Here is a 21,978-nt window from a genome sequence, read left to right as displayed (position 1 = left end):
AAACGTTGATGTCGAATTCTTATGACTCCTCAAGTATCAAAGTCCTGAAAGGGCTTGATGCGGTACGCAAACGCCCGGGTATGTACATCGGCGATACGGATGACGGCACCGGTCTGCATCACATGGTATTCGAGGTCGTGGATAACGCCATCGACGAAGCGCTCGCCGGCCACTGTAGTGATATCGTGGTCACCATCCATGCCGACAACTCTGTCTCCGTACAGGATGACGGCCGTGGTATTCCGACCGGTATCCACCCGGAAGAGGGCGTCTCTGCTGCCGAAGTGATCATGACCGTACTGCATGCCGGCGGTAAGTTTGATGACAACTCTTATAAAGTTTCCGGTGGTCTGCACGGCGTCGGCGTATCGGTGGTGAACGCCCTGTCGCAGAAGCTGGAACTGACCATTCGTCGCGACGGCAAAGTGCATCAGCAAACCTACGTGCACGGTGTGCCGCAGGCGCCGCTGGCGGTGACCGGCGATACCGACGCTACCGGTACGCGCGTGCGTTTCTGGCCGAGCCACGATACGTTCACCAACGTCACCGATTTTGAATATGAAATCCTGGCGAAGCGTCTGCGCGAGCTGTCATTCCTTAACTCCGGCGTGTCGATTCGCCTGGAAGACAAGCGCGACGATAAAAACGATCACTACCACTACGAAGGTGGTATCAAAGCGTTCGTTGAATATCTCAACCGCAACAAGAACCCGATTCACCCCAATGTGTTCTACTTCTCCACCGAAAAAGACGGTATCGGCGTTGAAGTTGCGCTGCAGTGGAACGACGGTTTCCAGGAAAATATCTACTGCTTCACCAACAATATTCCGCAGCGCGACGGCGGAACGCACCTTGCCGGTTTCCGCGCGGCGATGACGCGTACGCTCAACGCCTACATGGATAAAGAAGGTTACAGCAAAAAAGCCAAAGTCAGCGCTACCGGTGACGACGCGCGTGAAGGCCTGGTGGCAGTAGTTTCGGTGAAAGTACCGGATCCGAAATTCTCCTCTCAGACCAAAGACAAGCTGGTCTCTTCCGAGGTGAAATCGGCGGTGGAACAGCAGATGAACGAACTGCTGAGCGAATACCTGCTGGAAAATCCGTCTGACGCCAAAATTGTGGTCGGCAAAATTATCGATGCCGCGCGTGCGCGTGAAGCCGCACGTCGTGCACGTGAAATGACCCGTCGTAAAGGCGCGCTGGACCTGGCGGGCCTGCCGGGCAAGCTGGCAGACTGTCAGGAACGCGATCCGGCGCTGTCTGAAATCTACCTGGTGGAGGGTGACTCTGCAGGAGGTTCCGCCAAGCAGGGACGTAACCGTAAGAACCAGGCGATTCTGCCGCTGAAAGGTAAAATCCTTAACGTGGAGAAAGCGCGTTTCGACAAAATGCTCTCTTCACAGGAAGTCGCCACGCTGATCACCGCGCTGGGCTGCGGTATCGGCCGCGATGAGTACAACCCGGACAAGTTGCGCTATCACAGCATCATCATCATGACCGATGCGGACGTCGATGGTTCGCACATCCGTACGCTGCTGCTGACCTTCTTCTATCGCCAGATGCCGGAAATCATCGAGCGTGGCCACGTCTACATCGCGCAGCCACCGCTGTACAAGGTGAAGAAGGGCAAGCAGGAGCAGTACATTAAAGATGACGACGCGATGGATCAGTATCAGATTGCCATCGCGCTGGACGGTGCAACGCTGCACACCAACGCCAGCGCACCGGCGCTGGGCGGCGAGCCGCTGGAAAGCCTGGTGGCGGAATACAACAGCACCCAGAAGATGATCAAGCGTATGGAGCGCCGCTTCCCGTCTGCGCTGCTGCGCGCGCTGGTTTATCATCCGACCCTGAGCGATCTCAGCGATCAGACGGCAGTGACCGCATGGCTGGAGAGCCTGGTGGCTTACCTGAACGAGCGCGAAGCGCATGGAAGCAGCTATGTGGCACAGGTGCGGGAAAACCGCGAACAGCAGCGCTTTGAGCCGGTGCTGCGCGTGCGTACTCACGGCGTTGATACCGATTATCCGCTGGACAGCGAGTTCATTGACGGCGCGGAATACCGCAAAATCTGTGCACTCGGCGCGCACCTGCGTGGTCTGATTGAAGAGGATGCCTACATCGAGCGCGGCGAGCGCCGTCAGCCGGTTGCCAGCTTCGAGCAGGCGATTGACTGGCTGGTGAAAGAGTCGCGCCGCGGTCTGTCAGTGCAGCGCTATAAAGGTCTGGGCGAGATGAACCCGGATCAGCTGTGGGAAACCACCATGGATCCGGACAGCCGCCGCATGCTGCGCGTCACCATCAAAGACGCCATCGCCGCCGACCAGCTGTTCACCACGCTAATGGGCGATGCGGTTGAACCGCGCCGCGCCTTCATCGAAGAGAACGCGCTGAAAGCCGCCAACATCGATATCTGATATCGCAAAACCCTTCCCAAACGGGAAGGGTTTTTTGTTTTAATTGCCGTTATTAATTCCCTCCTGAGCACCAACCTCTTTGTTCGCAACGCATCTTCCGCTGCCGATTAACTGGTCAATGTGAGCTGAATCGCGCTAGCATTAAAGCCAGACCCTGAATTAACCGAGGACGTTATGGCGATAAAACTGATTGCGATCGATATGGACGGCACGCTGCTGAATCCGCAGCACGAAATCACGGCGGGCGTCAAAGCGGCGATTGGCCGGGCGCGGGATAAAGGTGTGTCGATCGTGCTGGCCACCGGACGCCCGTTTGTTGGTGTGGAGCGCTACCTGATGGAACTGGATCTGCGCCAGCCGGGGCAGTATTGCATCAGCAACAACGGCGCACTGGCGCACAGCGCGGACAGCGGTGAGGTGGTGGCTGAGAAGACGCTTGGCTTTGATGACTATCTCTACCTGGAACAACTGGCGCGCGACCTTGGGGTACATTTTCAGGCGTTCGACAAATCCTTCCTCTACACGCCAAATAAAGACATCAGTGAATACACCATTCACGAAGCCAGCCTGACTGGCATTCCGGTGCGCTATCGCGCCGTAGAAGAGATGGACCCGGCGACGCGCTTCCCGAAACTGATGATGATCGATAAACCGGAGCTACTGGATAAAGCCATCGCCGCCTTACCGGCGCGCGCCCGCGACAGTTATACCATTCTGAAAAGTGCACCTTACTATCTCGAAATCCTTAATCCGCTGGTCAACAAAGGCTACGGCGTAAAAATGCTGGCGGAGAAACTCGGCCTGCAGCCGTCAGAAGTGATGGCGATTGGCGATCAGGAAAACGATCTTGCGATGATTGAATACGCCGGCACCGGCGTGGCGATGGGCAATGCGATTGATTCCGTGAAGCAGATTGCGCAGTTCGTGACCAAGACCAATATGGAAGATGGTGTCGCGCACGCCATTGAAGAGCTAGTGCTGTAACCCTCCTCTGATGCGGGCGGCGTTCTGCTGCCCGTCACTTCTCTGCTGAATTTTTGCTGTCAGTGCGCCGATGGGTTGTCTGTTTTGTGATCCACATTGTAGTACAAACAATATATATGGTACTACAATCTCCGCTACAGGATGCGTCAGGGATTGGGATTTGCACTACGAAAGCAGTAATCTGATTTCTCACGCCTTTCATGGAATCGAACACGATGACGCAGGAACCACTGAGTAAAACAGAGCGCATCATCCAGACGCTGGGTGAAGAGATTGTTGCCGGAAAATATGTGCCGGGCGCCGCGCTGCCGGCGGAAGCGGAGCTGTGCGAGCGATTTTCAACCTCGCGCAACATTATCCGCGAAGTGTATCGCTCCCTGATGGCTAAACGCCTGATGGAGATGAAGCGCTACCGCGGCGCGTTTGTCACCTCACGTAACCAGTGGAACTATCTCGACAGCGATGTACTGCAGTGGGCGCTGGCGCACGATCACGATCCGCGACTGATTGCGGCCATGAATGAGGTGCGCGTGCTGGTGGAGCCGCAAATTGCGCGCTGGTCGGCCGAGCGGGCAACGTCGACCGATCTGGCGGCGATTGAGCTGGCCTACAACGATATGGTGGCCAACCACCTCAACCGTGATGCCTTTAACGACGCAGATATCCGCTATCACGAAGCGGTGATGGCCTCGGTGCATAACCCGGTGCTGCAGCAGCTTAATGTGGCGATCAGCCAGCTGCAAAAAGCGGTGTTTGCGCAAACCTACATGGCGGACTCCGGCAACATGCCGCGCACGTTAGCCGAACATAAAGCGCTGTTCGATGCCATTCGTCACCAGGATGGCGATGCGGCGGAACAGGCGGCGAAGGCGATGATTGCCAGCTCAACCGCCCGACTCAAGGAGATTTTGTGACCGGTTATATCGCTATTGACTGGGGCTCCACCAACCTGCGCGCCTGGTATTACCGCGCCGGTGAATGCGTCGATGAGCGCCGTTCGGAAGCGGGCGTGACGCGCCTCGGCGACCGCACGCCTGCTCAGGTGTTTGCCACCATTACCGACGGCTGGCCGGTGGCCGAAGTCCCGGTGATCATGGCCGGTATGGTGGGCAGCAACGCTGGCTGGCTGGCAGTGCCTTATCTCGCCTGTCCGGTGGCGCTCAATGCATTAAGCGATCGCCTGACCTGCGTGGAAGGAAAAGCGTGGATTGTGCCGGGACTGAGCATCGAACGTGACGACAACTACAACGTAATGCGCGGTGAAGAAACCCAGCTGCTCGGCGCGGTCACGCTGCAGCCCGCGCCGCTGTATGTCATGCCGGGCACGCACGCTAAGTGGGTGCAGATGGAGCAGGATCGCGTCATCGATTTCCGCACCGTGATGACCGGCGAGCTGCACCATTTACTGCTGAAGCAGTCGCTGATTGGCGCCGGTTTACCCGAGCAGGAAGCCAGTCCGGACGCGTTCCGGGACGGTTTGCAGATTGGCAGCCACGACCGCTCAATTCTGGCGCGCCTGTTTGAAGTGCGTGCCGCCCACGTGCTCGGCGCGCGCGATCGGCGCCATATCAGTGATTTTCTCTCTGGCCTGTTAATCGGCCATGAAGTGGCGCAGATGACGCAGCAGTTAACGCATAGCCGCCAGCCGATTGTCATTATCGCCGGCAGCGCGCTGGCACAGCGTTATCAGCAGGCGCTGGCCTTTATCGGAACAGATTCAGTCACGCTGGAGGGCGATCGCGCTTTCCAGCACGGAATAAGGAGTATTGCGCATGTCCTGGCCCACTAAACTTCCGCTGATCGCCATTCTGCGTGGCATCACGCCGGATGAAGCTGAAGCGCACGTCGCGGCGTTAATCGATGCCGGTTTCGATGCGATTGAAATTCCGCTCAACTCGCCTGAGTGGGCGAAAAGTATCGGCGCGATGGTGCAAACCTTCGGCGATAAAGCGCTGATCGGTGCCGGCACCGTGCTGCAGGCGACGCAGGTCGATCAGCTGGCGGCGCTCAACAGCAAGCTGGTGGTGACGCCCAATACCGATGCTGCGGTGATTCGCCAGGCCGTGGCGCACGGTATGCTGGTTGCCGCAGGCTGTGCCACCGTCAGCGAAGCCTTTACCGCGCTGCAGGCTGGGGCGCAGGCGCTGAAAATTTTTCCGTCGTCGGCGTTTGGTCCGGGCTACATCAAAGCGCTGAAAGCGGTGCTGCCGCCGGAGGTGCCGGTCTTTGCCGTGGGCGGCGTCACGCCGGAAAACCTGCATGAATTTATCGCCGCCGGTTGCGTCGGGGCTGGCCTGGGCAGCGATCTCTATCGCGCCGGTCAGCCACTGTCGCGCACCGTGGAGAAGGCTCGCGCATTTATTGCTGCCTATAAGGACGCTGTACGATGAAAATTACGAAACTGACCACTTATCGCCTGCCGCCGCGCTGGATGTTCCTGAAAATCGAAACCGACGAAGGCATCATCGGCTGGGGCGAGCCGGTGATTGAAGGGCGCGCACGCAGCGTCGAAGCGGCGGTGCATGAGCTGTCGGAATATCTGATTGGGCAGGATCCGGCGCGGATTAATGATCTGTGGCAGGTGATGTATCGCGGCGGTTTTTACCGCGGCGGCCCGATTTTAATGAGCGCCATTGCCGGTATCGATCAGGCGCTGTGGGATATTAAAGGCAAAGCGCTGGGCGTGCCGGTGTATCAGTTGCTGGGCGGTCTGGTGCGTGACAGCATCAAAGCCTATAGCTGGGTAGGCGGCGATCGTCCGGCTGAAGTGATCGATGGCATTAAGAAATTACGTGGTATCGGCTTTGACACCTTCAAACTCAACGGCTGTGAAGAGATGGGCATCATCGACAATTCTCGTCAGGTCGATGCCGCTGTTAACACCGTCGCGCAGATCCGCGAAGCCTTTGGCAGTGACATTGAGTTTGGCCTCGATTTCCACGGTCGCGTCAGCGCGCCGATGGCCAAAGTGCTGATCAAAGAGCTGGAGCCGTATCGCCCGCTGTTTATTGAAGAACCGGTGCTGGCCGAGCAGGCAGAATACTATCCGCGCCTGGCGGCGCAGACGCACCTGCCGATTGCCGCAGGCGAACGCATGTTCTCCCGCTTCGAGTTCAAGCGCGTGCTGGAAGCCGGTGGGCTGGCGATTCTGCAGCCGGATCTGTCGCACGCTGGCGGCATCACCGAATGCTACAAAATCGCGGCGATGGCCGAGTCCTATGACGTGGCGCTGGCACCGCACTGTCCGCTGGGGCCAATTGCGCTGGCTGCCTGTCTGCATGTCGACTTCGTGTCACGTAATGCGGTGTTCCAGGAGCAGAGCATGGGTATTCACTATAATCAGGGCGCTGAACTGCTCGATTACGTGATCAATAAAGATGATTTTAAAATGGATGACGGCCATTTCTATCCGTTAAATAAACCCGGCCTCGGTGTGGAAATTAATGAAGAGCTGGTGATTGCGCGCAGTAAAAATGCGCCAGACTGGCGTAACCCATTATGGCGCTTTCCGGATGGATCGGTAGCCGAGTGGTAATAACCGTGGTATTGCGCCCGGTCGCTGCGTTTACCGCTTTATAACAGCGCCGATTATCAGGCGATTAAACATCTGACTATTTAAACCATGTGCGGAATATATAAGGCACAGGGCAGCGCTCAACCTGTTTTCACCGCGCTGCCAGTTTACCGCTGCTGCGGCTTTTATCTTCGATAACCTTACCCTGCGTTGGCTGCGGCGTGTTTCGGCACGTCCGCCAGCTGACATCTGACGGAGAAACACCATGGATCTCTCTGCTGTTCAGGCGAAACCTACGCGTCGCCGTTATATTACGCTGCTGATGATTTTTATTACGGTGGTCATTTGTTATGTCGATCGCGCTAATTTAGCCGTGGCCTCGGCGCATATTCAGCAGGAATTCGGCATCAGCAAAGCAGAAATGGGGTATGTGTTTTCTGCTTTTGCCTGGTTATATACGCTGTGCCAGATTCCCGGCGGCTGGTTTCTCGATCGCGTAGGTTCACGCCTGACCTATTTTATCGCTATTCTCGGCTGGTCGGTGGCGACATTATTGCAGGGATTCGCCAGCGGCTTATTATCGCTGATAGGTCTGCGCGCCATTACCGGTATTTTTGAAGCGCCGGCTTTCCCGACTAATAATCGCCTGGTTACCAGCTGGTTCCCGGAACAGGAGCGCGCTTCGGCCGTCGGTTTTTACACCTCAGGTCAGTTTGTCGGCCTGGCGTTTCTCACGCCGCTGCTGATCTGGATTCAGGAACTGCTGAGCTGGCACTGGGTGTTTATCATCACCGGCGGGATTGGCATTATCTGGTCGCTGGTGTGGATGAAGGTTTATCAGGCGCCGAGCCAGAGCAAAGGCATCAATCAGGCCGAGCTGGATTACATTCGTGCCGGTGGCGCGATGGTCGACGGCGATGCACCCGGCGAGAAAAAAGCACGCGTTAAACTCACTGCGGCCGACTGGAAACTGGTGTTTCATCGCAAGCTGTGCGGCGTGTATCTCGGCCAGTTCGCGGTGACCTCAACGCTGTGGTTTTTCCTTACCTGGTTCCCCAACTACCTGACGCAGGAGAAACATATTGCCGCGCTGACGGCCGGCTTTATGACTACCGTGCCGTTTCTCGCTGCCTTTGTTGGCGTGATCCTTTCCGGGATGGTGGCCGATCGTCTGGTGCGCAGCGGCTGCTCGCTCGGCTTTGCCCGCAAGACGCCGATCATCTGCGGCCTGCTGATCTCCACCTGCATTATGGGCGCCAACTACACCAACGATCCGCTGTGGATTATGGTGCTGATGGCGCTGGCCTTTTTCGGTAACGGGTTCGCGTCCATCACCTGGTCGCTGGTCTCGTCGCTGGCGCCGGTACGCCTGATTGGCCTGACCGGCGGCATGTTTAACTTTATCGGAGGCCTCGGTGGCATCACGGTACCGCTGGTGGTGGGGTATCTGGCGCAGGATTACGGCTTTGCGCCCGCGCTGGTGTACATCTCCGCGGTTGCGCTGATTGGCGCGCTCTCTTACATCCTGCTGGTGGGGGATGTGCAGCGCGTGGGCTAAGCTTCCGGGTGCGCATGCCTGCGCACCCGCATTAGCTGCTCAGCTTTTGCTTAACTGAACGGCATCACGTAATTTGTCCGGCAACGGTTACATCTGAGGTTGCCCCATGTCAGAAAAACAACTCACCTTTACTCAGCGCCATCATCAGCTGACCAATATCAACGTCTGGACCGCCGACAGCCAGTGGCTGGCATTTGATGTGCGCCCGTCCGGCGCCTCGTTTACCAGCCTGACCATTGAGCGCGTCAACGTGCATAGCGGCGCGGTCGAGGTGCTGTATCAGGCGCGCGATGGCGCGCACGTCGGCGTGGTGACCGTGAGTCCGGATCTGCCGCCGCGCTATGTCTGTATTCATGGGCCGGAGCATCCCGATGCACACTGGCACTATGACTTTCATCACCGGCGCGGCGTGATTGTTCAGCAGGGCATCGTGGAGAACCTCGACGCCTGCGATATCACCGCGCCCTATACGCCGGGTGCGCTGCGTGGTGGCTCGCACGTGCATGTGTTCAGTCCGGATGGCTCGCGGCTGAGCTTTACCTATAACGATCACGTGATGCATGAGCGCGATGTGCGTGACGACCTGCGCAACGTCGGCGTGGCGGTGCCGCTGCATCCGGTGTGCCCGCCGAAGCAGCATCCGCGCGAATATGACGGCAGCCACTACTGCGTGCTGGTGAGCCACACCCGGCGCGATCCGCAACCGGGCAGCGATCAGATTGACCGCGCTTATGAAGAGTGCTGGATTGGTGAGCGCGGCTACCAGAAAGCGGACGGCAGCTGGCAGCGCTGGGCCATCGCCTTTATCGGCGATACGCGCAATGCCAGTGGTGAAAAAGTGCCGGAAGTGTTTGTGGTCGATCTGCCGGAGGCGCTGGCGGACTATGCCAAAGCCGGCAACGCGCCGCTGCAGGGCACGGCAGAGCAGCTGCCGGCACCGCCAGCTGGCGTACAGCAGCGGCGGATCACGCACAGCAAAGGGCTGGCGCTGCAGCCGCGCCACTGGCTGCGCGCCGCGCCGGATGGCAGCGCGATCGCCTTTTTGCAGGCTGACGAGCAGGGCATTGTGCAGCTGTGGACGGTTTCACCCAACGGCGGCGCAGCGCGTCAGATCACTTCACTGCGCAGCAGCATTCAGTCTGCTTTCAGCTGGCAGCCGGACGGCGCGGCCATTGCCTTTGTCTGTGATAACAGCGTGATGCGGTGTGAGATCGCCAGCGGACAGTGTACGCGCCTTACCGCACGCAGCGCGCAACCGCCGGGCGGCGACGCGGTGGTGTGGTCGCCGGACGGGAAGCAGATCGCCTACATGCGCGAGGTTGACGGCTGGCGACAGCTGTTCTGCGTCAGTGCGATTCCGCCGGCATAGCCGCCGCGGTGGCCAGGCTGGCCTGGGTGCCAGCCATCTTCTCGCTCTGCAGCACGCGTTCGCGCGGCGAATCTTTGGTTTTATCGTCGTCGGCGCGGAAGTAATCCCACGGCAGCAGCAGCGTATCCATCACCGCCGAGAAGGGCAGATCGATCAGCGCCAGCGGTTTAATCGCCCAGCTGGTATTGTCATCGGTCAGCATCTCTGCGCTGGCGCGCGTGCCGGGGTAGTAACCCTGGCTGGCACCGGTATGCGACATCACGCTGGAGCAGCCTGATGTGGCACAGGCGCAGCAGACCAGCAGGCCGGTGAGTGGAAAGCGTTTCATCATTTTCATCATCATCATCCCTACAGTCATGGCATGGCCCTGGCTGGAGTGTGTCACCTGACATCCGCATAACTCTGTGGTTATGTCCTTCCCGTCAGGCGAAGCGTCCCCTGAGTGTATGCCATATCGTCAGAATTGCTGCAAAAAAAAGCGCATTGCCCCTTGAAAGCGACCTGAGCGCACCCATCTTTAAGCTACGGTCACGACGCGGTCGCCGACAGGGACACCGACGGGCCGGACAACCTGTCCATGGTGGAAGGTTGCCAAAACTTGCTGATTATCAGGAGTCTTATTATGCGTAACTTTGATCTCTCTCCGCTTTATCGTTCTGCTATTGGTTTCGACCGTCTGTTTAACCTGCTTGAGTCCAACCAAAACCAGGCTAACGGCGGCTACCCTCCGTACAACGTCGAGCTGGTAGACGAAAACCACTATCGCATCACCATTGCCGTCGCCGGCTTTGCGCAGAGCGAACTGGATATCACCGCCCATGACAACATGCTGGTGGTACGCGGCGCCCACCCTGAAGAGCAGCAGGAACGTAAATACCTGTACCAGGGCATCGCAGAACGTAACTTCGAACGCAAATTCCAGCTGGCCGATCACATCGTGGTGCGCGATGCGCGTCTCGAACTGGGCCTGCTGAGTATCGATCTGGAACGCATCGTCCCGGAAGAGGCGAAACCACGCCGGATTGAAATCCTGAAATAAGGCTAACGAAGTAAAGAAAAACGCCGCTGCAACGCGGCGTTTTTTTATGGCTGCATCATCAGGTACGTACCAGCAGGCGCTGGCTCACCATACCGCCGAACACATTCACCAGCAGCCCGAGAATGATCACCGACGCGCCGAGAATCTCCTGCGCCGACAGAGTTTCGCCGAGGATCAGCGCGGCGCTGAGAATACCGACCACCGGCACCAGCAGCGACAGCGGCGCCACGCGCCAGGTTTCGTAGCGGCTGAGCAGATTGCCCCAGATGGCGTAGCCAATGATGGTGGCGAAAAACGCCAGATAGAGCAGCGCCAGCACCGTCTGCAGCGAAATATCCAGCAGGCTGGTGACAATGGCGGATTCGCCCTCGAACCACCACGAACAGGCAAAGAACGGTGCAATCGGCACCAGCGCGCTCCACACCACCAGCGACATCACCGGCACCTTGCGGTTGCGCAGGATAATCTTGTTAGTGATATTGCCCAGCCCCCACGACAGCGCCGCCGCCAGCGTCAGCATCATGGTGGTCAGCGTGATGCCCGCGGTTGTCTGGCCCTCCATACCGGCGGTTGCCAGCATAAACATGCCGAGCGTGGCGACCAGAATGCCGGCGATGTGGTTCCAGCGCAGCTTCTCGGCCAGCAGCAGCGCGCCGAGCAGCAGGGTGAAAAATGCCTGCGCCTGCAGCACTAGCGAAGCCAGCCCGGCTGGCATGCCAAGCTTGATGGCGAGGAACAGAAACGCGAACTGACCAAAGCTGATGGTCATGCCATACACCACCAGCCAGCGCAGCGGAATTGCCGGACGACGCACGAAAAAGATCGCCGGAAACGCCACCAGCGTAAACCGCAGTCCCGCCAGCAAAAAGGGCGGCATGCCCTGCAAACCCAGCTTAATCACCACAAAATTTACGCCCCACGCCACCACGACGCACAGGGCTAACAACATATCTTTCACGGACATACGCATTCCTCAGCGCGGCAATCAGGCGGTTGCCGTCACCGGTGTGGCGATCTCTGCACCGCAGTCGTCGCCGATCAGTCGAAAATAATCATCCACATCCAACGCTACCGAGCGGTCCAGCGCACCGGCGTTAAACCACAGCGTCCCGACATCACGCAGCCGCGCATCCACGCGCAGCGCCAGTCGGTCATCAAAACTAAACGGCGGCACCGCGCCCATCACGCACTGCGTCAGCGCTTGTGCCTGCTCAGGGGTGGCAAACGTCGACTTCTTACCGCCAATGGCACGTGCGGCGTGCTTGAAGTTGATTTTGCAGTCGCCGGGTACGATCGCCAGCAGATAGCGCGGCGCGGCGCCGTCCGGCATGGTGACTTCCAGCACCATCGCTTTGGCCGCCTGCTGGAGATCGTTTCCGCGGATGGCGCTGATCACCTCGGTCTGGCCGATGGCCTCATGCTCCACCACGCGGTAGCGGGCCTGCTGCGCATCCAGCAGCGCAATCACTTTGTCATAGGTTGTCATACTGTCTTCCTCGTCTAAGGCCGGGATTAACTCCAGGCAATGGCGTGCTTCATTTTTTTGTCGGTCAGGCCAAAGAAAAAGCCCATGGTGATGCGCGTGTCGCCTTCAACGCGATCGATTTCATGATAAAACGCGGGATTAAACAGATAGATATCGCCACTGCGCGGCGCGAACTCACAGGTCTCGCTGCCGGCGATGACGCCGCTCTGGTAGCCCAGTTCACCGGGCGTTTTAAAGCGCTCGTCTTCCGGCTGCCATTTCTTATTGAAGATGCGCAGCGCGCCGCCGGCGTTGCACTCCTGCAGGCACACCACGCAGCTCAGCTGATGCAGAATGTGCGTCACCGCCAGACCGCTGCCAGCGGCATCGCGCACGATGTTGTCGTTATGCAGCGGATTCGCGACGCCGTCAGCGTGGAAACGCACAATCGAGCCGGCGTAATCACCCAGTGCCGGTTCGGTGGCGGTTTGCAGACTCTCAAGGCGCAGCGCATGCTGCACCCAGTGGTAAATCTGCGCGCGCAGGTCGTGCAGCGAGGCCGGCAGCGCCGGCTGGATGTCGCGCAGTTCGGTGAAATAGTTTTCCGGCGCGGCGGTATGCTTCGCCAGATACGGGCCGAGCGTGGTCAGCGCGCCATTTGGATAGTGAGAAACCCGTACCTGCTCGCGGCACTGCTGCAGATCAGCCACCACCGCGTTGCGCACCTCTGGCGTGAGGAAATTGCGCAGCACCAGCAGCGGCACGCGCGCGGTGACGATGTCATCCAGCCAGGTGCTTTCGACGAACATATTGGGGTTAATGACGCGAATCTGATTAAAAATGGCCATGGGTTCACTCTCCAAAAGGAATTTCATGAAGTTCATGGTTGCTCATACGGTGCCATGCTGACGCCGTGCCCAGTGTTGAAATAGGTTCAGAGGAGATAAAGGTGCTGTTGTTCTGCTGACAACGATGCAGGGTGAAATAGTCGGGGTAAGGCGTGTCATCAGGATGCCATTGCCACGCCCAGGCCTTCTCGCGGGTGACGAAAATGGCGTTTGCCGCGCTGCCACCCGGCGCCACCCGGGCCATTTTTTCGCGCAGGTAGTCGCGGGTGAAATCGGCGGGCGTGACGCGGTCGACGATATATTCCAGATATTCAGCGGAATCAAAGCGCGACTGCGCCATGCCCAGCTGCGCATAGACGGTCGGCAAAAAGCCGTTGTGCATCATGTACCACTGGGTGGTGCCGCTGGTGCGCCGCAGCGGATGGGAGAACGCAATGCCCTGATTTTTGCTGAGCGTGGCGTGACGCACGTGCACCGCCAGAAAGCGGCTGTGCTGCATGCGCGTGACGTCAATGCCTGGCAGTGCTTCGGCAAAGGTGCCGGTGCCATGCAGCGTACGGATCTGACCGTGCTCCAGCCACAGGCAGCCCCAGCCGTTGGGATGTTGTTTAATCGGGCCATCGTGCGCGGCGGTTTCACCGCAACTCATGGCGCGTGCGGCGTCCAGTACCGCAGCGGCGTCAAACTGGCCGTGTGCCAGAATCATTCTGCACATAGTAAATCTCTCCGTGAGGTCAAAGCGGGAACAGCAAGAAGGGCGTGAAACACCGCCAGAATTTCGTCGCGGCTGGCGGCAGGCAGACGCAGCGTGGCGAGAATCCCGGCGTGGCGCGTCAGATCGGCGTACAGCGATGAGCGTGGCGAGACCTCCAGCGCCGGTAAGTTGAGCGGCGGTAACAGCTGGCCGCGCTGATGCTCGGCAATCCAGCGCTCGGCGGCGTCATACTGCAGCCGCTGGCGCAACCGCAGCCGGCCGACGGCCTGTGACGGTGCGGCGAAGTGCAGTTCAGGCAGGCCGCGTCCGGCTTCAACCTGAAAGGCCACCTCGGCCCAGTTGATGCCGGTGACCTCTTCCACCAGGTTCACCACGCCCATGCCGGACAGGCGAAAGCCCATTTCGAGAAAGTGCGGCTCGCCGTTCACCATAATGAAATCAATGTGGAAAGCGCCGCGCCGGTAGCCGAAGGTTTCACAGCAGAAACTCATCAGGCTGGTGAAAGCGGCGGGCAGCTGCTGCGCCGCCATCGCTACATGGCCGGATTCGTAAAAGCTGATACAGCCGTCGGCCTCGGTATGCTGCTCAATCACCTTCTGGCAGCAGGTCAGCGCCACCGCGTGTCCATTCTCCACCACGCCCTGCAGCGAATATTCGTCACCGGCCAGCCAGCTTTCGACGATAAAGCCGGTAAAGCCGCGTCCGCCATAGTTCATGGTGTCGAGCAGCCGGGCAATCACCGCATCCAGCTGGCTGGCCTCTTCCACCAGCCAGATGCCCAGCCCGCCGCCGCCGTCGACCGGTTTGATCACGCAGGGGTAGAGCAGTGCATCCCGCGCGTCGCCAATGCTGAGCGGTGAGGCAAAGAAGCGAAACTCCGGTTGCGGAAAACGCGGCCAGGCTTTGCGCAGCGCCATGCGCTGTGCATATTTATCCGGCGGGATAAAACCCGGACCGGCATCCGGGCCGGCCAGCAGTTCACGCACCCGGCCAGCGCTGGCGTTGTAAGCCTCAAAACCGGCCAGCACCACCTGTGGATGCTCCAGCAGACCGGCGTGCAGACAGGCATTGAGGACATCCCACGGATTTTCCGGGCGATCGAGACGCACAATCAGATCGAACGGCAGGGCGATGCTGAGCGATTGATAGTCGACAAAATCCCCCATTTCGGCCAGTACGGTAAAATAGCCTTCGCGTTTTGCCACCGCGCAGTAGGGATTTTGCCCGTCGCGCGTGGCGCCAATCTGCAGAAAAATCTTTCTCATCGCGTCGCCTTACCGGGTTAACGCCCGGAAATCACTTCAGTAACGATGTCCTGTAACGCACCGTTGTTAACCTGAATCACCGCTTTGTGCGGGTCGAAACGCAACACGCGCGACAGCGCATCGCCGCGCGCGCCGTCCAGCAGCGAACTCACCGCCGCGCTGCGCCAGCAGTGCCGCATCTGTGCCACGCTGAGGCCAGACAGCTGCGTGAGCTGCTGCGCCAGCGCCACATCCTCGCTCTCTCCGCTCAGTAAGGCGCGCACCGCGGCTTCTTCCGGCGCGGCCGGCAGCTGCAGCAGCCAGGCTTTCAGCTGCTGGCCGGCGGCGATAAACGGTGAATAGATCATGCATACCAGTTGGGTTTCACTGAGGCCGAAAGCATCGAGTGCGAACTGCGCGGCGCGCTGGCGTGCGCGGGCAATCGCGGCGTCATCCTGATAGCGCGCGGCCATCTCATCGATCAGCTGCGGCGGAAAGTCCTTCTGCACCATCAGGCCGAGCGCAAAGCGCACATATTCGCGAATGCCTTCGGCGTAGCTGCGCTGCAACAGCGTCTCCGCACGCAGACCGCGAATATGTGCCATTAACGTCGGGTTGCCGCAGTCCGATTCGGAGAAGCTGAACATCAGCTCGTCGAAGCGGAAATGCATGAATTCGGTCAGCAGCGCCCAGTGCGCGCCAGCCTCATAAGCGGTGTCCTGATAGATGTTGAAGAACAGCGGGTCGCGCGCCAGCTGCCAGGTAATGCGATGTGCCGGCGTGACCTGGTCAGCGCCGTAAATGTCGGCGAAGTAGCGCGCCGCCACGCCGTCCAGCGTGTGCAGAAAGCCGCTGAAGCCGCGCGACTTATCGGCCATCGGCGCATCAAACAGTTTTGACAGGTGGCGCGCCCACGCAAGGTAAGCGGTCTGTTCCTGCGGCGAATCGCCGGTGATGATCACATCGACGCCGCCATCGTAATGCGCCGCCAGGCCAAACGAATTCACCATGCTCAGGTTGCAGGCGTTGCAGAAGGTGGAGCGCGCGTCGGCACGGAAGCGGTGACCATTCATCAGCACATCGTCGCGGTTCTGCTGACGCACGCTCTGCGGCATCGGCAAATGGCGATCGAAGGGACGAATCTGCAGCCCGTCGGTCACCAGGCACTCGGTGAACGCGTCGTCATGGATACGCAGCGCACGATAGACGCGGTCGATGTTTTCCATCACGCTGTCGTTCATGGCGGCATGGCGGTTAGTGCTGATGCGCAGCTGAAACGTGCTGTTGCGCTGTTGCCAGATTAACCCCTGAATGTAACGTACGTAGGCCACCATATAGCTGCTGTCTTTGCCGCCGCCATAGGCCAGCAGTACGCGGTTACGTTCGGGATGGTCGGGATCGGGCAGGGCGGCGAGCAGTCGCTGAGCACAGTGCTGGGCGGAATCGAGAATCGCGGGCGTCAGGTATTCTTCAATTTCACTCATCATCGCGGACAGATTATTCATTTTTCACTTCATCCTTTGGCTAATAAAATCGCCGCTGCCGTGCGGGCGACAACGGGCTGGAAAACGGGCCACGAAGGTGCTGCGTGAAGCTGAATTAACAGATGCAGCCTAAAGTACTTTGAATGTAATCTGATGAATACGCACAGATCAGCACGATATGGGGTGGAACAGATGGCGGGTGAAACGCAGGAACAGGAGAGTCAGAGCAGTCGTTACCGTCAGATCGCTGAGCAGATAAAACAGGCCATTCACAGCGGATCGCTGCCGCCCGACAGCCGTTTGCCGTCGGTGCGCACGCTGGCGACGCAGTATCGCGTCAGCATGACCACTGCGCTGAAAACATTACGCACGCTGGAGGATGAGCACTACGCGGTGGCGCGGCCGAAGTCTGGCTTTTTTGTCGCACCGCGTCCCACAGAGAAAAAAGTGCCGGCGGTATTCAGCGAGCAGCCGCGCGAAGTGGCGCCGCTGGATGAGCAAACCGAACTGCACCTGGCGATGCTGGGATCGGACTGCCGCGTGCGGCTCGATCTGGCCAACGGCGACATCTCGCTCTATCCGGTGAAAAAAATTGGCCTGCTGATGCGGCAGATGGGTTACAGCAAACCGGCGCTGCTCGGTAATACGGTGAAAGGCACCGGCTATGCGCCGCTCAAGGCGGAAATTGCCCGGCGCGCGGTGGATTATGGCTGCAATATCAGCGCTGATGACATCCTGGTCACTAACGGCTGCATTGAGGCGATTTCGCTGGCGCTGCGCGCCACCACGCGGCCAGGCGATATCGTGGCGGTGGAGTCGCCGTGCTACTTCGTGCTGCTACAGATGCTGCACAACCTCAACCTGCGCGTCATTGAAGTGGAAGCCGGGCCGGAGGGTTACGTTAATGTCGCGAAACTCACCGGGCTGTTCCGGCGTAAAGCGGTGCAGGCCTATCTCACCATCAACAACATCAATAATCCGCTGGGCAAAAGCATTCCCAACGAGCACAAGGCGTATATCGCGCGCCAGGCCGATGAGAATGATGTGGTGATTATTGAGGACGATATCTTTGGCGATACGGCTTTCGGCGAGCGCCGGCCGTTTCCGATGCGCGCTTTCAGCCCCAATGCCATCCTGTGCAGCGGCTTCTCCAAAACCGTGGCGCCCGGCATCCGTATTGGCTGGGTGCACAGCACCAAGTACATGCGCAAAATCGCCTCGCTGAAGTACACCACCAGCATGGGTACGTCGGTGCTGTCGCAGGCGGCGATTGCCGAACTGCTGCGCAGCGGCGGTTACGATGCGCACCTGCGCAAGCTGCGGCGCGAGCTGAAAAATCAGATCCACCATATGCGCCAGGCGGTGCTGCGCTACTTCCCGGCGGGCACGCGTGTGTCGGAGCCGGAGGGCGGTTACGTGCTGTGGGTGGAGATGCCGCAACAGGCACTGAACGTGCGCGCGCTGTTTCTCAAGGCGCGCAACGCGGGCATCGGCATCGCGCCTGGGCACATCTTCGCCACCGATCACCGCTACGATCACTGCTTCCGACTCAACGCCGGTTTTGGCTGGAATGCCGAAGTCGAACAGGCGATTCAGCAGCTGGCGCAGTGGTGCCAGCTGTCGTTAAGCGCGGATTAAGCGTTCCAGGCGTTATCCAGCTCTTCCGCCAGAATCTGTACCGCACGCTCAATCTTGTCGCTGTCCGGTACGTAATTCATGCGCATGCACTGATGGGTGTGCGGCCAGGCCTGTTCCAGCCCCGGGAAGAAGAAGTGGCCCGGCACCATCAGCACGCCGCGCGCTTTCAGGCGCTGATACAGCGCTTCGGTGCTGATTGGCAGGTCGCGGAACCACAGCCACAGGAATATAGCGCCTTCCGGTTTGTGGATCAGGCAGCGATCTTCGCTGATATAGCGGCGAATAATCGCGATAGTTTCGCTAACCTTGGCCTGATAGAACGGTTTAATCACTTCCTGCGACAGGCGCAGCAGATCGCCACGCACAATCATCTCGGTGGCAATCGCCGGACCGATGCTGCCTGGCGCCAGGCTGATAATGCCGTTCATGTTACCAATGGCACTGATCGTGCTCTCATCGGCAACGATAATCCCGCAACGTGCGCCCGGCAGGCCCAGCTTCGACAGACTCATGCACAGAATGGTGTTGGGGTTCCACAGCGGACGTGCCTCACTGAAGATGATGCCGGGGAACGGCACGCCGTAGGCGTTATCGATCAGCAGCGGGACGCCGTGCTGCTGTGCCAGCGCATCCAGCTGCAGCAGTTCGTCATCGGTGATGACGTTGCCGGTTGGATTGGTCGGACGCGACACGCAAATCAGGCCGGTCTCATCATTCAGCGGCAGATGGTCGAAGTCGACGTGGTATTTGAACTGGCCTTCCGGCAGCAGTTCAATGTTGGGTTTGGCGGAGATGAACAGATCCTCCTCCAGCCCGGCATCGGCATAGCCGAGGTATTCCGGCGCCAGCGGGAACAGCACGCGCTTTTTGCTGCCGTCGGCGCGGCGGCCGGCAAACAGATTAAACAGGTAAAAGAACGCGCTCTGGCTGCCGTTGGTGAGCGCGATATTTTGTGGCGTCACCGGCCAGCCGAGCTCCTCGCGCAGCAGCGTGGCCAGCGCCTCCAGCAGCAGCGCTTTGCCGCGCGGGCCGTCGTAGTTGCACAGCGCTTCGTTCAGCTTGCCGTCCTGATGCATCTGCAGCAGCAGCTGACTGAAATAATCATTGATGGCCGGAATCTGCGCCGGATTACCGCCGCCCAGCATGATCGTGCCAGGCGTGCGCAGCCCTTCGCCCATATCTTCCATCAGACGAGAGATGCCGGAATGTTGCGTAAATTTGTCGCCGAACTGAGAAAAAGCCATAGGAGGTAAAAACATTGTTATCAGGGGGAAGACCACCATAGCGCCCGCAACCGGCAGGCGCAATGGCTAAAGCCGTGGGATCAGGCCAGGACCTGCGGGTTAACGCAGTTTTTCTCCACTTTACCGCTCAGCGCGGCGATCAGGTTGTCGACCGCATCGCGCGCCATGCCGTAACGCGTTTCATGCGTGGCAGAGCCGATGTGCGGCAGCGCGACCACGTTCGGCAGCGTGAGGATTTCCGCATCGGCCGGCACCGGCTCGACTTCAAACACATCCAGCCCGGCGGCGTGAATAGTGCCGTCTTTCAGTGCGGCGGTCAGCGCCTGCTCATCGACCACCGGACCGCGTCCGGCGTTGATCAGAATCGCGCTCGGCTTCATCAGTTTCAGCTGTTCCGCACCGATCATATGGTGCGTCTGCTCGGTCAGCGGCAGGCTGATGCAGACAAAATCGCTCTCTTTCAGCAGCGTTTCCAGATCGCAGGCGCGCGCGCCAAAGCGGGTTTCTGCCTCTTCATGCTGGCGGCGGGCGTTGTACAGAATGTTCATGCCGAAGCCAAAGTGCGCGCGCTGCGCCAGTGCCAGACCAATGCGGCCCATGCCGAGAATGCCCAGCGTCTTGTGGTGTACGTCGATGCCGAAGTGCTCAGCGTCAATACTCTTTTTCCACTCACCGGCTTTGACCCACTTATCCAGTTCGGCGACGCGACGCGCGGTGCTCAGCACCAGCGCCATCATGGTATCGGCCACGGTTTCGGTCAGTACGGTGGGCGTGTGCATCAGCAGAACGTTGCGCTGGTTGAGCGCATCAACGTCAAAGTTGTCATAGCCGACGGAGACGGTAGAACAGGCACGCAGTGCCGGCATGCTGGCCAGCAGCTCATCATTCACTTTGCCACCGGAGCCCAGCAGACCCAGCGCTGCGGCGAACTGCGCCGCATGCTGTTTCACCGTCTCCGGCGAGACATCTTTCACTTCCGTCACGCTGAAGTGCTGGTCCAGCTTGGCACGCAGGTCATCGGGCAGGCTCTTATACAGAATCACAGCAGGTTTCATTATTTGCTCCCTGTAGAACGTGTGACGGGCGACCTGAGTCGCCCGGAAAAGTCATCGCTTACGCTTTCAGGCGTGCTTCGCCCCGTGAATCGGCGGCGGCGTTTTGTTGGCCGCCGGTTTAACAATCAGCGTCAGCCACACCGACGCCAGTAGCGCAGCACCCATAAAGACATAGGAGGCGGCAGGACTGCCGGTCGCCCCATTAAGATAGCCTACGATCCATGAACCGATGAAGGAACCCAGTGCGCCCATACTGTTAATCAGCGCCATGGCACCGCCGGAAACATTGCGCGGCAGCATCTCCGGAATGATGGCGAAGAACGGGCCATACGGGGCGTACATCGCACCACCGGCAATCACCAGCAGCGCATACGACAGCCAGAAGTTGCTGGAGCCCACCATCCACGAGCCGAGGAACGCCAGTGCGCCAATCAGCAGCAGCGGCCAGACAAACAGCTTACGGTTTTGCGTCTTGTCCGACGTCCACGACACCACCAGCATGGCGATGGTCGCCACCAGATACGGTACCGCCGACAGCCAGCCCGCTTCGACCATGCCCATCTGCGTGCCGTTACGCAGAATCGACGGCAGCCACAGCACGAAACCGTACACGCCGATGCTCCAGGCAAAATATTGCAGGCACAGCAGGATAACGTTGCGGTTGCGGAAGGCTTCGCTGTAGTTGCGCACCGCTTTAATGTTCTCCTGCTCCTTCTGCAGCTGCGCCTGCAGCGCCGCTTTCTCTTCGTCGCTCATCCATTTGGCCTGGGCCGGTTTATCCTGCACCATAAACCACCAGGCAATCGCCCAGATCACCGCCGGGAAGCCCTCGATGATGAACATCTCGCGCCAGCCAAAGGAGTTAATCAGGTAGCCGGACACCACTGACATCCACAGCACCGTCACCGGGTTGCCGAGGATCAGGAAGGTATTCGCGCGGGAGCGCTCGGATTTGGTAAACCAGTTGCTGATGTAGATCAGCATCGCCGGCATTACCGCCGCTTCCACCACGCCGAGGACAAAGCGGATGGCGGCCAGCATCGGAATATTGCTGACGATACCGGTCAGCGAGGCGCAGCCGCCCCACAGAATCAGACACCAGAAAATCAGTTTTTTTACGCTGCGGCGCTCGGCATAGACCGCGCCGGGGATCTGAAAGAAGAAGTAGCCAAGGAAGAACAGGGCACCGAGCAGCGATGACATGCCTTTGGTGATACCGAGATCCTCATTTATCCCTGCGGCAGAGGCGAAGCTAAAGTTCGCCCGGTCCAGATACGCCAGACTGTAGGTGATAAACACGATGGGCATGATATACCACCAGCGTTTTGGCGCGATTGTCTGCGATTTCATGGGTGACTCCTCTGGTTGAGGCGGGCGCATTCTGTGGATGCGTCTCGAAATTAG

Annotated in this window: 20 protein-coding genes; 10 read left to right on the top strand and 10 right to left on the bottom strand. The window is 59.2% G+C overall.

Going from position 1 to position 21,978, the window contains the following annotated elements:
- The first annotated feature begins 8 nt into the window (after positions 1-8).
- The 8 genes from gyrB to C1Y42_RS21500 all read left to right on the top strand — a co-directional run bounded on the left by gyrB (position 9) and on the right by C1Y42_RS21500 (position 9,842).
- The gene (gene gyrB / locus C1Y42_RS21535) at positions 9-2,417 is read left to right on the top strand and encodes a DNA topoisomerase (ATP-hydrolyzing) subunit B (RefSeq protein ID WP_058758200.1); all 2,409 of its coding nucleotides are present in this window, start codon (positions 9-11) and stop codon (positions 2,415-2,417) included.
- Between the two features lie 174 nt (positions 2,418-2,591).
- Entirely contained in the window at positions 2,592-3,401 is an 810-nt protein-coding gene (gene yidA, locus C1Y42_RS21530) for a sugar-phosphatase (RefSeq protein WP_058758197.1), read from the top strand.
- Between the two features lie 215 nt (positions 3,402-3,616).
- Positions 3,617-4,315 (top strand): FadR/GntR family transcriptional regulator, encoded by a 699-nt coding sequence (locus C1Y42_RS21525; protein WP_021506909.1) that lies wholly within the window; start codon positions 3,617-3,619, stop codon positions 4,313-4,315.
- Complete coding sequence (locus C1Y42_RS21520) at positions 4,312-5,190, top strand: 2-dehydro-3-deoxygalactonokinase (RefSeq protein ID WP_059010261.1); 879 nt, start codon at positions 4,312-4,314, stop codon at positions 5,188-5,190. The genes C1Y42_RS21525 and C1Y42_RS21520 overlap by 4 nt, the downstream gene beginning before the upstream one ends.
- Entirely contained in the window at positions 5,174-5,791 is a 618-nt protein-coding gene (locus C1Y42_RS21515) for a 2-dehydro-3-deoxy-6-phosphogalactonate aldolase (protein ID WP_059010260.1), read from the top strand. Before C1Y42_RS21520 ends, C1Y42_RS21515 begins: the two co-directional genes overlap by 17 nt.
- A complete protein-coding gene (gene dgoD / locus C1Y42_RS21510) occupies positions 5,788-6,936 on the top strand; it encodes a galactonate dehydratase (RefSeq protein ID WP_021506906.1) in 1,149 nt (382 codons plus the stop codon). Before C1Y42_RS21515 ends, dgoD begins: the two co-directional genes overlap by 4 nt.
- A 244-nt stretch (positions 6,937-7,180) precedes the next feature.
- Positions 7,181-8,473, top strand: a complete 1,293-nt coding sequence (locus C1Y42_RS21505) for an MFS transporter (RefSeq protein WP_104094316.1) — start codon at positions 7,181-7,183, stop codon at positions 8,471-8,473.
- Positions 8,474-8,579: 106 nt separating this feature from the next.
- Positions 8,580-9,842, top strand: a complete 1,263-nt coding sequence (locus C1Y42_RS21500; protein WP_104094315.1) for a DUF3748 domain-containing protein — start codon at positions 8,580-8,582, stop codon at positions 9,840-9,842.
- On the opposite strand, the gene C1Y42_RS21495 is transcribed toward C1Y42_RS21500, so the two are convergent.
- Complete coding sequence (locus C1Y42_RS21495) at positions 9,820-10,179, bottom strand: YceK/YidQ family lipoprotein (RefSeq protein WP_040679624.1); 360 nt, start codon at positions 10,177-10,179, stop codon at positions 9,820-9,822. The two genes, C1Y42_RS21500 and C1Y42_RS21495, sit on opposite strands and share 23 nt — an antisense overlap.
- Positions 10,180-10,464: 285 nt before the next feature.
- Here C1Y42_RS21495 and ibpA point away from each other — a divergent pair, with 285 nt between their 5' ends.
- Positions 10,465-10,881: a small heat shock chaperone IbpA gene (gene ibpA, locus C1Y42_RS21490; protein ID WP_010617843.1), complete on the top strand. Its 417-nt coding sequence runs from the start codon at positions 10,465-10,467 to the stop codon at positions 10,879-10,881.
- A gap of 58 nt (positions 10,882-10,939) precedes the next feature.
- On the opposite strand, the gene C1Y42_RS21485 is transcribed toward ibpA, so the two are convergent.
- The 6 genes from C1Y42_RS21485 to C1Y42_RS21460 are packed head-to-tail and all read right to left on the bottom strand — an operon-like array spanning position 10,940 to position 16,658.
- The gene (locus tag C1Y42_RS21485; RefSeq protein WP_021506902.1) at positions 10,940-11,845 is read right to left on the bottom strand and encodes an EamA family transporter; all 906 of its coding nucleotides are present in this window, start codon (positions 11,843-11,845) and stop codon (positions 10,940-10,942) included.
- 21 nt (positions 11,846-11,866) lie between these two features.
- Positions 11,867-12,367 (bottom strand): YbaK/EbsC family protein, encoded by a 501-nt coding sequence (locus C1Y42_RS21480; RefSeq protein ID WP_058775617.1) that lies wholly within the window; start codon positions 12,365-12,367, stop codon positions 11,867-11,869.
- A 26-nt stretch (positions 12,368-12,393) separates the two neighbouring features.
- Complete coding sequence (locus C1Y42_RS21475; protein WP_104094314.1) at positions 12,394-13,194, bottom strand: hypothetical protein; 801 nt, start codon at positions 13,192-13,194, stop codon at positions 12,394-12,396.
- A 4-nt stretch (positions 13,195-13,198) separates the two neighbouring features.
- A complete protein-coding gene (locus C1Y42_RS21470) occupies positions 13,199-13,909 on the bottom strand; it encodes a class II glutamine amidotransferase (RefSeq protein ID WP_104094313.1) in 711 nt (236 codons plus the stop codon).
- On the bottom strand, positions 13,897-15,174 hold the full coding sequence (locus C1Y42_RS21465) for an acetyl-CoA carboxylase biotin carboxylase subunit family protein (protein ID WP_104094312.1): 1,278 nt from the start codon (positions 15,172-15,174) through the stop codon (positions 13,897-13,899). The genes C1Y42_RS21470 and C1Y42_RS21465 overlap by 13 nt, the downstream gene beginning before the upstream one ends.
- Positions 15,175-15,191: 17 nt before the next feature.
- Positions 15,192-16,658, bottom strand: coding sequence for a hypothetical protein (locus C1Y42_RS21460; RefSeq protein WP_059010250.1), 1,467 nt, complete (start codon positions 16,656-16,658; stop codon positions 15,192-15,194).
- Positions 16,659-16,829: 171 nt separating this feature from the next.
- Between C1Y42_RS21460 and C1Y42_RS21455 the strand changes: the two genes are divergently transcribed.
- The gene (locus C1Y42_RS21455) at positions 16,830-18,275 is read left to right on the top strand and encodes a PLP-dependent aminotransferase family protein (protein ID WP_058770738.1); all 1,446 of its coding nucleotides are present in this window, start codon (positions 16,830-16,832) and stop codon (positions 18,273-18,275) included.
- Here the strand turns inward: C1Y42_RS21455 and C1Y42_RS21450 are convergent.
- From C1Y42_RS21450 to C1Y42_RS21440, 3 genes are all read right to left on the bottom strand, one after another.
- Complete coding sequence (locus C1Y42_RS21450; protein ID WP_104094311.1) at positions 18,272-19,519, bottom strand: valine--pyruvate transaminase; 1,248 nt, start codon at positions 19,517-19,519, stop codon at positions 18,272-18,274. The two genes, C1Y42_RS21455 and C1Y42_RS21450, sit on opposite strands and share 4 nt — an antisense overlap.
- An 80-nt stretch (positions 19,520-19,599) precedes the next feature.
- Entirely contained in the window at positions 19,600-20,574 is a 975-nt protein-coding gene (gene ghrB, locus C1Y42_RS21445) for a glyoxylate/hydroxypyruvate reductase GhrB (RefSeq protein ID WP_104094310.1), read from the bottom strand.
- 66 nt (positions 20,575-20,640) lie between these two features.
- The gene (locus C1Y42_RS21440) at positions 20,641-21,924 is read right to left on the bottom strand and encodes an MFS transporter (RefSeq protein ID WP_104094309.1); all 1,284 of its coding nucleotides are present in this window, start codon (positions 21,922-21,924) and stop codon (positions 20,641-20,643) included.
- Positions 21,925-21,978: the final 54 nt, after the last annotated feature.

Source organism: Pantoea sp. ICBG 985 (assembly GCF_002928365.1).
GTDB classification, from domain to species: Bacteria; Pseudomonadota; Gammaproteobacteria; order Enterobacterales; family Enterobacteriaceae; genus Pantoea; species Pantoea dispersa.
Note: the sequence above shows the minus strand (reverse complement) of the source record. Positions and strands in the feature narration are given on the sequence as shown.

Bases quoted from the DNA above. Each gene is read 5' to 3' on its own strand.
- C1Y42_RS21460 (WP_059010250.1), bottom strand. From the start codon at position 16,658: ATGAATAATCTGTCCGCGATGATGAGTGAAATTGAAGAATACCTGACG.
- C1Y42_RS21455 (WP_058770738.1), top strand. From the start codon at position 16,830: ATGGCGGGTGAAACGCAGGAACAGGAGAGTCAGAGCAGTCGTTACCGT.
- C1Y42_RS21440 (WP_104094309.1), bottom strand. From the start codon at position 21,924: ATGAAATCGCAGACAATCGCGCCAAAACGCTGGTGGTATATCATGCCC.
- C1Y42_RS21525 (WP_021506909.1), top strand. From the start codon at position 3,617: ATGACGCAGGAACCACTGAGTAAAACAGAGCGCATCATCCAGACGCTG.
- yidA (WP_058758197.1), top strand. From the start codon at position 2,592: ATGGCGATAAAACTGATTGCGATCGATATGGACGGCACGCTGCTGAAT.
- C1Y42_RS21465 (WP_104094312.1), bottom strand. From the start codon at position 15,174: ATGAGAAAGATTTTTCTGCAGATTGGCGCCACGCGCGACGGGCAAAAT.
- C1Y42_RS21495 (WP_040679624.1), bottom strand. From the start codon at position 10,179: ATGAAAATGATGAAACGCTTTCCACTCACCGGCCTGCTGGTCTGCTGC.
- C1Y42_RS21480 (WP_058775617.1), bottom strand. From the start codon at position 12,367: ATGACAACCTATGACAAAGTGATTGCGCTGCTGGATGCGCAGCAGGCC.
- C1Y42_RS21450 (WP_104094311.1), bottom strand. From the start codon at position 19,519: ATGGCTTTTTCTCAGTTCGGCGACAAATTTACGCAACATTCCGGCATC.
- C1Y42_RS21475 (WP_104094314.1), bottom strand. From the start codon at position 13,194: ATGGCCATTTTTAATCAGATTCGCGTCATTAACCCCAATATGTTCGTC.
- dgoD (WP_021506906.1), top strand. From the start codon at position 5,788: ATGAAAATTACGAAACTGACCACTTATCGCCTGCCGCCGCGCTGGATG.
- C1Y42_RS21515 (WP_059010260.1), top strand. From the start codon at position 5,174: ATGTCCTGGCCCACTAAACTTCCGCTGATCGCCATTCTGCGTGGCATC.
- C1Y42_RS21500 (WP_104094315.1), top strand. From the start codon at position 8,580: ATGTCAGAAAAACAACTCACCTTTACTCAGCGCCATCATCAGCTGACC.
- gyrB (WP_058758200.1), top strand. From the start codon at position 9: ATGTCGAATTCTTATGACTCCTCAAGTATCAAAGTCCTGAAAGGGCTT.
- ghrB (WP_104094310.1), bottom strand. From the start codon at position 20,574: ATGAAACCTGCTGTGATTCTGTATAAGAGCCTGCCCGATGACCTGCGT.
- C1Y42_RS21505 (WP_104094316.1), top strand. From the start codon at position 7,181: ATGGATCTCTCTGCTGTTCAGGCGAAACCTACGCGTCGCCGTTATATT.
- ibpA (WP_010617843.1), top strand. From the start codon at position 10,465: ATGCGTAACTTTGATCTCTCTCCGCTTTATCGTTCTGCTATTGGTTTC.
- C1Y42_RS21485 (WP_021506902.1), bottom strand. From the start codon at position 11,845: ATGTCCGTGAAAGATATGTTGTTAGCCCTGTGCGTCGTGGTGGCGTGG.
- C1Y42_RS21470 (WP_104094313.1), bottom strand. From the start codon at position 13,909: ATGTGCAGAATGATTCTGGCACACGGCCAGTTTGACGCCGCTGCGGTA.